This window comes from Clostridium sp. FP2 (assembly GCF_011065955.2).
Taxonomy (GTDB): Bacteria; Bacillota; Clostridia; order Clostridiales; family Clostridiaceae; genus Clostridium_AD; species Clostridium_AD tagluense.
In genome coordinates this window covers 1523070-1535606 of sequence record NZ_JAAMNI020000001.1, presented here as the reverse complement: position 1 = coordinate 1535606, position 12537 = coordinate 1523070, and the positions used below count along the sequence as shown (strand labels likewise).

Annotated in this window: 10 protein-coding genes and 1 pseudogene; 3 read left to right on the top strand and 8 right to left on the bottom strand. The window is 29.1% G+C overall.

Going from position 1 to position 12537, the window contains the following annotated elements:
* Positions 1-11 precede the first annotated feature (11 nt).
* The 7 genes and pseudogenes from G9F71_RS07125 to G9F71_RS07095 all read right to left on the bottom strand — a co-directional run.
* Positions 12-110, bottom strand: a pseudogene (locus G9F71_RS07125) (ribosomal protein L7/L12); the annotation flags it as partial.
* 154 nt (positions 111-264) lie between these two features.
* On the bottom strand, positions 265-1281 hold the full coding sequence (locus G9F71_RS07120) for an SDR family NAD(P)-dependent oxidoreductase (RefSeq protein ID WP_164951314.1): 1017 nt from the start codon (positions 1279-1281) through the stop codon (positions 265-267).
* A gap of 79 nt (positions 1282-1360) precedes the next feature.
* The gene (locus G9F71_RS07115) at positions 1361-2221 is read right to left on the bottom strand and encodes a dTDP-4-dehydrorhamnose reductase family protein (protein ID WP_164945481.1); all 861 of its coding nucleotides are present in this window, start codon (positions 2219-2221) and stop codon (positions 1361-1363) included.
* Positions 2222-2233: 12 nt separating this feature from the next.
* Positions 2234-3310 carry a non-hydrolyzing UDP-N-acetylglucosamine 2-epimerase gene (wecB, locus tag G9F71_RS07110; protein WP_164945480.1) on the bottom strand — a complete coding sequence of 359 codons (1077 nt, stop codon included), beginning with the start codon at positions 3308-3310 and terminating at the stop codon, positions 2234-2236.
* A 2-nt stretch (positions 3311-3312) separates the two neighbouring features.
* The gene (locus tag G9F71_RS07105) at positions 3313-5334 is read right to left on the bottom strand and encodes a glycosyltransferase (protein WP_224626250.1); all 2022 of its coding nucleotides are present in this window, start codon (positions 5332-5334) and stop codon (positions 3313-3315) included.
* A gap of 141 nt (positions 5335-5475) precedes the next feature.
* Positions 5476-5796, bottom strand: coding sequence for a hypothetical protein (locus tag G9F71_RS07100; RefSeq protein ID WP_164945478.1), 321 nt, complete (start codon positions 5794-5796; stop codon positions 5476-5478).
* A gap of 79 nt (positions 5797-5875) precedes the next feature.
* The gene (locus tag G9F71_RS07095) at positions 5876-6172 is read right to left on the bottom strand and encodes a hypothetical protein (protein WP_164945477.1); all 297 of its coding nucleotides are present in this window, start codon (positions 6170-6172) and stop codon (positions 5876-5878) included.
* Between the two features lie 200 nt (positions 6173-6372).
* Between G9F71_RS07095 and G9F71_RS07090 the strand changes: the two genes are divergently transcribed.
* Positions 6373-8157, top strand: coding sequence for a glycosyltransferase (locus G9F71_RS07090; RefSeq protein WP_164951312.1), 1785 nt, complete (start codon positions 6373-6375; stop codon positions 8155-8157).
* 185 nt (positions 8158-8342) lie between these two features.
* Here G9F71_RS07090 and G9F71_RS07085 read toward each other — a convergent pair whose 3' ends face one another.
* On the bottom strand, positions 8343-9827 hold the full coding sequence (locus G9F71_RS07085; RefSeq protein WP_164951311.1) for a glycosyltransferase: 1485 nt from the start codon (positions 9825-9827) through the stop codon (positions 8343-8345).
* Between the two features lie 413 nt (positions 9828-10240).
* Between G9F71_RS07085 and rfbA the strand changes: the two genes are divergently transcribed.
* Positions 10241-11143: a glucose-1-phosphate thymidylyltransferase RfbA gene (gene rfbA, locus G9F71_RS07080; protein ID WP_164951310.1), complete on the top strand. Its 903-nt coding sequence runs from the start codon at positions 10241-10243 to the stop codon at positions 11141-11143.
* Positions 11144-11428: 285 nt separating this feature from the next.
* Complete coding sequence (locus tag G9F71_RS07075; protein ID WP_164951309.1) at positions 11429-12505, top strand: DegT/DnrJ/EryC1/StrS family aminotransferase; 1077 nt, start codon at positions 11429-11431, stop codon at positions 12503-12505.
* Positions 12506-12537 lie beyond the last annotated feature (32 nt).

Sequence of the window (12537 nt, the reverse complement as noted above, 5' to 3'; positions counted from 1 at the left end):
TCCATCTTATTCTATTTAAATTTTTCTTCACTCAGTAAATCAACATAATCTTTGGCTTCCTTTAACCCAAGTCCAGTAAGCATCCTATATTTTTTTATTGCTCTAATCTTTTTACCTTCTAAAATATTTTTTTAATTCACATTAATAAATAGTCCTATGATAGACTGGTTATATTGTACAAGTTAACATTAACTGTAACATTTATTATACCATTATACCTAGTCAATTTCACAAGAAAAAAGAAACAGCTAGAAATGGCTGTTTCTATAAATTTATATTATTTTCTTTATTATCAATAAATCCACCCTTAATAAGCATCTCCTTAGCTTCATTGTATCCTAATACATAATCATTAGATGAATACTCTTTTTTATTTAGAGATTTCAAATTTAATTTTTTATAATACTCTTTTAAACCCTCTATATTTATTTGAGGTAGAATAACAAAATAGTCCTTATCATAAATATATGCATTTTCAGCTTCATACTTTGATATTAATACTTCATGCACCTTTTCACCAGGTCTTTTACCTATAATTTTAACACTGCAGTGTTCATTTCCAAATTCATTTTGTATAATACTCGCAATATCCACTATTTTATAACCAGGCATTTTCATTACAAAGGTTTCCCCGCCTATACTACTCTTAATTGCTTTGAATATTAACTGTATTGCCTGCTTTAAAGTTAAGAAATACCTTGTCATTTCAGTATCCGTAATTGTAATTTCATTAAATCTCTTTACTTGGTCTATAAAATATGGCACAACACTTCCATTTGTTCCTAATACATTACCCGCTCGGATGCAAACAAATTTGGTGTTTTCGCTTATAGTACTGGCATGAATTATTAATTTTTCGCCAATAGCCTTTGTCATTCCATAAACGTTTATTGGCTCAACGGCCTTATCTGTAGAAACATCAATTACTTTGACAACGTTATTTTCAATTGCTGCATTAATAAGATTTTTGACACCAGTAATATTGGTTTTGATTGCCTCGTAGGGCTGCTCCTCACAAATAGGCACATGCTTTAAGGCAGCCAAATGGAAAATATACTGTACATCTTTTGTAGCTTGTTTTATTGAGTCATAATCCCTTATATCACCTATAATAAATTTCAACTTAGGATTATTAAATTTACGTTGCATATTGACTTGGTTTAATTCACTTCTAGAATATATAATTATTTGATTAGGGTTCATTTGTAAGAGTTGAGTTGTAAGCTCATTTCCCCAGGAACCTGTACCTCCTGTAATTAAAATAGATTTGCCTTCAAACATATGATGTCCCCCCATTAATATTATAAAAATGCAAAGCTTTGCTTTTTACATACTGTCTGATATTCCTATTATCACCTACTTACAAAAAATATTGCGAATATAACTTACTATTTTTTAGCATCCAATCCTTTAATTCACTAACCATTTCTGTATAAGCAGGCAATTCTACAAAAAAATCTTTTCTGATACTAATGAGAGATTTATCATTTTGAACTCCATCAAAACATTTAATTAGTATCCTTTTATCGAATACAGAATTAATAATTTTTAATAACTCATATTTACTAATTGAAACTTTTGAAGTTAGATTATATAATCCACTTAAGTCATTTTCTATCATAAAATCCAGACACTTGCCTAGCTCCAGTGTAGTAACTCCCGACCAGATAACCTTGGAATATCCGCTAGCTGTGGCCTTTTGTTTCATAAACCAATGGAATAATCCTGTGCCGTTCTGTTTTAGTTCCGGTCCTATTATTGAAGTGCGGACTGTTAGGTCTTTATTATTATTTACTTCACCCAGTATTTTAGTTTTCGCATACAGATCTATTCCATCTGGTACAGAAATTTCGTTGTAATTGCCTGTGTCACCCGAAAAAACACAATCTGTACTTAGATGAATAATCTTAATATTAGTATTTTTAAATCTCTCTTCTAAGTATCTTGGTAAATAAGAATTAATAAATATAGTATTAGAAGGGTCATCTTCAGCATTTTTATTAAGGATTCCAATAGAATTGATTATGATATCTGGATTAAGCTCTACAATAATTGTGTTTAATAAGTTTAAATCATGTATATCTAATACTATGGAATTTTCTTCTAATTTAATAGTGTGGCATATATCATACACTACATATTTTTCTGATAAGGTTTTAAAATAGTTGCTAATCATATGCCCGGCCATACCTGTTGCACCTAGCATTAAAATTTTTTTCACATGCCCTCACCCCTAATTTGATAATAAAAAATTTACAACTTTACTAGAAACATTATTGTCACTATACCCATCTGGATAGCCCCAGCATTTATTTGCCTTTGCCATAAGCCTTGAACACATAATAATCTTCTCGTAATTAACACCTGAAACCACATTACTTCCACATTCAACTGTTTCTGGTCTTTCAGTAGTATCTCTAATTGTAATTGTAGGAACTTGGAATATGCAGCACTCTTCTTGGACCGTGCCACTATCTGTTAGCACACAGGCCCCATTTTTTTCAAGCTTTACAAAATCAAAAAAACCAAATGGTTCACTATAAATTATATTTTTATTTGCATTTAGAAAGCCGAATTCATCTATTTTGCTTTTAGTTCTTGGGTGAACACTAAAGATTATTTTACGATTAAATTCTTTTTGCACCGAATCAATAGCCTTTAGTATTATTTCTAAACGTTCTTTCACATCCACATTTTCCGCTCTATGAATGGTGGCCAATATATATCTGCCTTTTTCTAAATTTAAGTCCCTTAAAATATTGCTTTTTTCAATATTTTCATCATAATATCTCAGTACCTCAAATATTGGGTTACCTGATACAAATATTTTGTTTTTTGCTATACCATCTTTTAAAAGATTTTCCCTACTTCCTGCAGTATAAGGCATTGCATAAGTTGAAATTGCATCTATTATTCTTCGATTTTTCTCCTCTGGAACCTTTAAGTCAAAACATCTATTACCTGCTTCCATATGAAATACAGGTATGCCCAGTCTCTCAGCTATAATTGCGGATAAACCACTATTTGTGTCCCCCAGTATTAGTATTTTATCTGGTTTTTCACTTAATATAATTTCTTCTATAAGTTGTAGTAATTTCCCCACTTGCATGCCAAAACTATCCGCAGGTACTTGCAAATAGTAATCAGGTTTTCTTATGTTAAGTTCCTGAAAGAATATATCGTTTAACAGTGAAGAATAGTTTTGACCTGTATGAACTAAAACGTGATCACAGTTCTTGTCTAATTTTTTTATAATTAATGATAGTCTTATTATTTCTGGTCTAGTCCCTAGAATCGTCATTACTTTCATAGCTAAATCACTCCTAAGTCTTTAACTTTTTCCATATACTTACCATATAGTTCTTTAAGTTTAATAAGTTCACTTGAAAAAGTTATTCCTTGCTCTAGGCCTTCATCAACATAATTCATTCCCTCTTTTGCAAATACAAAGCAATATTTCATTAATTCCTCCTTGGTGACATTGCCTTTTACATATTCAGGTATTGCATTCATATTTACATGATTTTCAATTTGATCATAATAAAATTGTGCTATTACATAATTTTTTAATTGGTCTCTATTTTCAAATTGATTCCATTGAATTTCTGAAGCATACACTTCTTCTTTAAAATTTTTAATTATATAATCAAAAATTGAAACGGCTGAGTCTATTCTTTTTTGTAGGTTATGTGATAGATTATTTGAATGAATTCTATAATTTATTACTGCACCATCAATTTTTCCATAATTCCAATTATATTTTATAAACTGTAGTGAATTTAATGTATCTGCGGAAAAATCGTTATCTCTGTATATTATCCAATTTATTTTATTATCTTTAAAAAAGCTCAATCTATATAAACAATTCATAGGAATTACACCAGAGGCAGACTTGAAAATATGCTCAACAACTTTATTTTGTGAGCAAACCTGGTATTTCCATTGGTTAATTTTTATATTATCCTGATTTACTATATTGAAGTTACTATATACATAGTCCTTACTAGGGTTTTTCTCTAAATAGTCTACAAATTTATAGATAGCATCTCTTTCAGGGAAATCATCACAAGCAATCCACTGAAAATATTTTCCTTTTGCATCACTAATAATTTCTTGAATTGCTTTTGATGCTCCACCTGAGTTCACACTATGATATATTGCATTTATATTTTTATATTTTTCCTCATAATCTTTGATTATTTCTTCAGAACCATCCGTTGAACAATCGTCAATAAGTAAAATTTCTATATTTTTATAAGTTTGATTTATAAAAGATTCTACACATTTTGATAGATATTGTTTACCATTATAATTTGTAATTCCTATAGTAACTAATGGTTGTTCAATCATGGCAGTTTTTTTAGTTTGGAGTAGATTTGTAAATACTGACTTTAGTTTTTCTATTTGGTGATGAAGTTCAAAACCATTCAAAACAAATGAGCAATATTCTTTTGAATTATATTCATTGTCAGTTATCATATGGGCAGCTTCATTTATTGTGTTCCAAACTAAAGACTTAGGATATATGTTTCTTGCACCAACAAAATTATGAATTATAGGTTTTATTCCTTTTACCATAGCTTGCATAACACTCGTGTTTTGAGATTCTAAGATACTTGTACATAGTATATAATTTTTATCTTCTAGCCATTTATCCAGGTTATTCTGCCAGCCCTCATAAATTATATTATCTTCTAATCCAAATTCTTTTATCATTTGATTAAAATACAAAACATCTCTTTGATCTTGAAACTTACCAGCAATAAATAATTTATATTGGTTATTTCTATCATAAATGCTTTTAAAAGCATGTACTAATAACATGGGCCCCTTTTTATAATTTATATAACCTACATAAGCAATATTAAATCCAGGTCTTCTCTCAGTAAATGTCCATTTTTCCTCATCAATACCGTTAGAAATAACTATTGCCTTTTCTTCATCTATGCTAAAATTTTCAATAACAAAATTTTTAATATGTTCTGCCACAAATATAATTTTATCCACGTCTTCCCAAGCAACATTAGCTGGATAATCTGTAAAAGCCTCATAACTGTGTATTCTACATATAATTTTCTTTTCTTTAGCAATATTAAGTTTACTTCCATAGGATATTAGTTCATCACACCACTCAAACCAGCATATATCAGCCCATTTCATTTCCTCATCAATTTGTTTGAAATCTGTTACAATTATCTTTTTAGTTTCATATTCACTTGATAATCCCATAATAATATCTTCCAAAAAGCTATCTAATCCCTGTTTTACAAAAAAAACAATGTTTTTTTTATCAGTTTTCTTAGAATTAAATTTTATATTACTGATGTTTTCCACTAAATTATACCTCCCTTCACTGTTTGCACTGGGTAACTTAAAAGTATTAATCCCCATTAACAGCTACCCATTAAAATCCATTTAGTACTTTGTTCTGAGGCACTATACAGTTTTAAATAACTAACTTACTAAAAAAATACTCTATGCTTTATAAGAACCATAAAAGTTCGTAGTTTCAACATCACCGGTGGTTTCCTTTGGGATAATAGCCATATTATAGATTTTATCTATATAAAGAGGGATACCGCTTAATAAGTTATTATATTGATCAACAACATAATAATTATCCGTATGACCACTGCTGGCTCTTTCTACACCAATATTTACTACGGCATTATATAGCGAATCTTCTGCTACTGTTCCTATAACTCTGACTTTTGTTATAGTAGCTTCTCCGCACTCACATCTCATAACCACTTTTATATGAAAATAACAGTATTCTTGCACATCTGGGTTCTTCATTATCTAAAAATACCTCCATTGTTCCTAAACTTAGATCATGGAGCCAATTATGGCTCCATGATATTTAAAATAGATAATATTAAACGTTAGGGGTGTATGACCAAGCTTGAGTTGCAGACAAAATAGTATCCGATCCTAAAATTTTTGGTACAATTGACAAAGTATAAGAAGTATTAACTACTTGAGCTGTAGCCCCGGCTGTATTATTATAGGTTATTGTTCTGTAAAATGAACGGTTTCTAGATGCAGTAGAAGCGTTAGTAACGTTAAGGCTAATTGTCAAATATCCAAGACTATATGCCGCAACTGTTCCTGTAACAGCAACCACACGCGGTGAACTAGTTTTTGGAGTATCAAAGTTGAGTGTTAAAGCCATAAAAAATCCATCTCCACAAATTTATTTTTAAGGATTTTCATCCTGTTATAATATATGAACTTGTATATAGAATGTACCTAATAGTTTTTTTAAAGTGATTTCAAATATCTCAAGATTTCGAAAATGAATTAAGAACTGTTAATTAAATTCTACATAATATATATGGAAGTATTTGATTGTTTTTAATTGGAGGATAATAAATGAAAAATGAAGTAAGTTTGTGTATGATTGTTAAGAACGAAGAAACCTACTTGCCTAGATGCCTAAGCAGCATCAAGGATATTGTTGATGAAATTATTATAGTTGACACAGGTTCCACAGACAGAACTATAGATATCGCTAAAAGCTTTGGAGCTAATGTTCACTATTTTAAGTGGAATAATAACTTTAGTGATGCTAGAAATGAATCATTAAAATATGCTACTAAAGATTGGATATTGATTTTGGACGGAGATGATGAATTATATCCAGGCGATCAAGAAAATTTAAGAGATTTATTAACTAGGCAGTTAGATGAAAATGCAATTTATTATTTTGAAACCTTAAACTATTATGGAAGTACCATTGATGATAATTCAATTACTATAAATCTAAATCCAAGGCTATATAAAAATAACCAGGGAACTCACTATGATGGAGAAATTCATAATCAGTTAATATTTTCAGAAAATAAATATAATGCAATTTACATGCTAGTAAAAATTCACCATTTTGGGTATATGAATAAAAGCATAGATTCTAAGGATAAGAGAACTAGAAATATAACACTGTTAAAGCAGCAAATAAAAAAAGATCCAGATAATTATTTTGCACACTTCAATCTAGGCACTGAATACGCAGCTCTGGATGACGTAAAAACAGCTTTGGAACATTATTATAAATCCTATGAAAACTTTGAACCTCACAATGGATATAGTTTTTTACTTATATTCAGGATAGTCTTTTTAAATTATAATATAAAAGATTACGATACAGCGTTTAAATTTATAAATATTGGTCTTGAGAACTATCCTAAGTTTACTGACTTATATTTTTTAAAAGCTCTTATTTTAAAAGATATGAATATGCCTACACTTCAGATAAAGTCCCTGGAGAAATGCATTGAGCTCGGAGAAGCACCTTCTGAATTAAAGTGTTTATATGGAGTAGGAAGTTTCAAAGCATATTATGAGTTAGGTAATGCATATTTGAAACTTAAGGATTATGATGCTGCATACAATTATTATATTGAAGCAATGAAATCAAATCCTGATTTCATTAATCCACTATATTCTATTGGTCATATATTAAAGAATAAAAATACGCCTTTCGATGATTTCAAAAAAATAATAGAAGAGTTCTTTTCTGATTATCCCAAAGCTAATATCATTATTGCAAATTTATTTTACACCGAAGGCTTTTATAAAACAGCATTGGAGTACGTAGAAAAATGTGAACTTGCTGGAATTATTCCAGAAGACCTAATGTTGCTTAAAGCTAATTGTCTTGTAATGTCTGGCGACTTTAATGAATGCATTAAAATGAATAGTATAGCTGAAAGTAGTTCTAGTTATTTATATTTTTCCATGTACAAGGTTATAAGTAGCATATTAACTAATAATTATGATAATGCACTAGCTTTATTAAGTAATTTTAAAGAAGATGATTTATCTAAGTATAATAAAAAGCAATATAAAGTTTACTCACAACTCTTAAACTTATTTACAAAAGAGCCCACTTCTGTTTTATCTGAAGAAGAAAATGACCAGGAATACCTTGATATTATTTTAGAAATCTGTGAAATTTTGCTCATAAATAATAAGTTTAATGAACTTGAAATAGCCGTAAACTTACTAAATTTAATAAATAATAAATTTGTACTACTTAATCTTGGAAAACTATATTATAGCTATGGATATATTGAACTTGCTAAAAAAGAAATAATGAGATCAATAAAAGAATTTGAAGTTTATGATGGAGAAGGTTTGGAGATATTACTGTGCTAAGCAAATACTTTGTGTAATCATGTCATCTATACATTAAAAAAATAATAGGTAATATAAAATAAAGAATAGCTTAGGTTGAGTAAAAGAAGGATTGCCTCTTTAAATGATTAAAAAGTCATTTGAAGAGGCAACTCCTTTTGTTCCAGTACTGGATATAAAATCAGATCCAGTACTATAATTCAAGTCTAGTGTCTGTACAACATAGATTCTAAATATCTATTACCTAATTTTTTTCCACAGAATTTACGAATATTAGAAAATTGTTCATCATAGGTGTAATTTAAAAATTTATTGTAATCATCAATTAATTCTATAGTTTTTTCATTCTTTTCATAGTCGTCCATTCTATTCCAAATACCCTGACTATGCTTTCTGTATATGGTCATTGCTTTTTTGATGTGTCCTATTTCTCCAAACAATGAATATATAATATTTAACATCCAATCGCCTACAAACATTTCATAAAATCCATTAGGAAGTTGATCTAAATATTTGCTATAATAAAAACAGCAGGATATATTTCCTATAAAATTTATACTTGTTATATCTAGTGTACTGAAAATATCGCCTTTGATTTGTTGCTGTATATTATAAAAGTGATACTTATCTTCATTTTTAACTGTTATATCATCGAATGACATAGAGCATTCAGGATGGCTTTCCATAAATTCTATATGACTTTGTAATTTGTTCTCATCATCCCAGTAATCATCACCATCAATTAACGCAGTATACTTGCTTTTGCTACAAGCTTCTAATAATCGCTTTAAATTTTTTACCATGCCTAAATTTACTTCGCTTCTCAAATATTCAAAAGTTACGTTTTTGCCAACTGGTACATATTTAATATAGGCTTCTATAATCGCTGCGGTTCCATCGGTGGATTTATCTTCACAAATAACAATGTTTAAATTGAAATCACCTTTTTGTATTATTATTGAATTAAGGCAATCAACTATATATTTTTCGTGGTTATATGCTATTACCCCTACATTGACGGTAGTTTTTTTTTCTACTGTTTTATTCTCTATTTCAATCAACCTAGAATACAGATTGTTCATTTTTTTTGATATAACAACTGCACTGTCTAAATTTTTCTGGTTTTTCTGATTTTTCATCAGAATACCGAAGTTATTTGTTTCAAGTAATATTATATAATCATTTTTATATTGATCATAGCAACGTTTTACATAATCCACGTTTAGGCTATCAAATACAATTATTCCACCCTCTCTTATTAGTGGTGTATAATTATTAATATCAGCCTGTACACTTTCATAATCATGGTAACCATTAATATGAAGCATATCTATTTTAATAGCTTTGAAATATGAAGCGGCTTCTATAGAGGTTTTTCTTATAATTTCAACAACTTTAGAAAGTTGAAATACTTCTGTATTTATTAATACCTGATTATACATTTCATCAACAAGGAGATAAGGATCGATTCCATAAGCTTTTCCTTCATTATCTTTAAATGCCTGAGCAACAGAAAATAGGCTCCTACCTTTATACACACCAATCTCCACATAATTTTTCAACTTAAAGAAGGATGCTAAATATGCCATAATATAACATTTAGATAATGGGTCACCCCCTCCAAAATCATTCAAAAAAGAACTGCTTTGAATATCTTTAAGTCTGTTAAACAGACTGTATTCCAATTTCATTTTCTTTCACTCCTATTTTGTAATATTTCCTTATTCCTACTTGTTTATATTTACTGTCGCATTATAATATGTTGATTTAATTAAAAATTCTACTAGTTTTGTTAATTTATATATGGCACAAAGCTTGTACTCTTTGAATATCTTAAATTGATAACTTTAATAATATGGAACATGGTGGATTTAGGTAAATCCACTCTAGTATGTTGCATTTTTTACTTTGTAGATAATTCTATTTTTTGCAGCTGTAAACAATTCCTTCAAAGTGAAATATTATACTTATAAATATTTCTCGCATTCTAAATAATAACGACATTAATAGTAAGAAATGATAAGTATATCAAAGTAATTAATTATTAGAAGTTAATATATGAATAAGTTATAAGGCAATACCTAAGATTTATAAGGAGGCAAAAATGAAAGGTATTATTTTAGCTGGTGGTTCCGGAACAAGACTATACCCAGTAACAAAAGCAATATCAAAACAAATACTCCCAGTATACGATAAGCCTATGATATATTATCCATTATCCGTATTAATGCTTGCATGTATAAAAGAAATATTAATTATTTCAACACTTAGGGATATAGTTACTTTTCAAGAATTACTAGGTGATGGAAGTGGTATAGGGCTAAATATACAGTATGCTGTTCAAGAATATCCTAGAGGACTTGCAGATGCATTTATTATTGGAAAAGAATTTATAGGTAAAGACAAAGTAGCATTAGTACTCGGAGATAACGTTTTCTATGGTTGTGGTTTTACAGAGAGACTAAAAAGAGCAACAGCTAGAGAAGAAGGGGCTACTATTTTTGGTTACCAAGTAAGCAATCCAACTGAATTTGGTATTGTTGAATTTGATGAAAATAACAATGTAGTATCAATTGAAGAAAAACCTAAAAAACCAAAATCAAATTATGCTGTTCCAGGGTTGTATTTCTATGATAATAACGTAGTTGATATCGCTAAAAATATTAAGCCTTCTGCTAGAGGTGAGATAGAAATAACAGAAATAAATAATGAATATTTAAGGCGTGGTAATTTAAAAGTAGAGCTTTTGGGAAGAGGATTTGCATGGCTTGATACGGGAACTCACAGAAGTCTATTAGATGCAGCCACTTTTGTAGAATCTATCCAAACAAGACAAGGTTTATATGTAGCTTGTATAGAAGCAATAGCTTTTAGAAATGGCTTTATAAATAGAGAGCAACTTTTAAAATTAGCAGAACCTTTAATGAAAACAGACTATGGTAGATATTTATTGCAAATTGCTGATGAATTTTTAATATCTGAGGGGGAAGTGGGGCTGGATTTATAGGTTGAAACTTTGTTCATCACATCTTAAATAAATATTCAGAGATAAAAATTATAAATTCAAATAAATTAACTTATGCATTTAAAAAAGTTAAAACCAGAAATTTATGAACAACGCTCTAAATTTTCTGGTTTCCTTTATTTATTCTTGCTCAATTAGTTTCAAGATTCTTTTAAGACTGTCGCTATAGTTTGTACATCCAGTAGCCATAACATAAGCAAAATCTATATTTGTGCATATAATAATATAGATTAATCCACAAAATAAAACAGTATAGGAGAGGAAAAAATGATTAATGTAACGAAAACTTACCTTCCTGAAATAAAGAAATATGAAGCATATTTAGAAAAAATATTTAAACATGGCTTTATTACCAATAATGGTCCATTAGTTAAAGAACTGCAAAATAGATTGGAAAAATATTTAGGAATAAAGCATATACTCTTGGTTGCAAATGGAACAATAGCCCTTCAGATTGCCTATAAGCTTTTAGATATAAAAGGTGAAGCGATTACGACACCCTTTTCTTTTGTAGCAACTACTAGTAGTCAAGTATGGGAAGGAATCAATCCAGTTTTTGTAGATATAAATAAAGACACCTTTAATATAGATTATAAAAAAATCGAAGAGAAAATTTCAAAAACTACTTCAGCTATAATTCCTGTCCATGTATTTGGAAATGCCTGTGATGTAGAAAAAATAGATGAAATATCAAAACAATTTAATTTAAAAGTAATTTACGATGCTGCTCATGCTTTTGGAGTTAAATACAAAGGAAATAGTGTACTCAATTATGGAGATATATCTACCCTTAGTTTTCATGCCACTAAAATTTTCCATACCATAGAAGGTGGTGCACTTGTAATAAACGATGATGAAATTTATGACAAGGCCATAAGAGTAATTAATTTTGGAATAGGTGACTCAGAGCATATAACTGAGGTTGGTATTAACGGAAAGATGAATGAATTTCAAGCAGCAATGGGATTATGTGTATTGGATGACATTGACAAAATATTTGAAAACAGAAAAAAAGTATATGAAAACTATATGAACTATTTAAGTGAAAATGTGATTAGACAAGATCAAAATATAAATAGCAGCCTAAATTATTGCTATTTTCCGGTACTATTTAAAGATGAGGATACCTCATTAAAAATAAAAGAAGTCCTTGCAAGTAAAAATATTTATGCAAGAAGATATTTTTATCCATCTCTCAACGATTTACCCTATATAAAAGACAAAACTCATAAGGCCCCCAATTCAGAGTTTGTTTCAAGCAGAATCCTTTGCTTGCCTTTATATGATTCACTAGAACTTACAGCACAAAAAAATATTATAGACATTATAAATAAAATAGCTTAAATAACAAAAAAATACTGGCAATATTTTTAGGA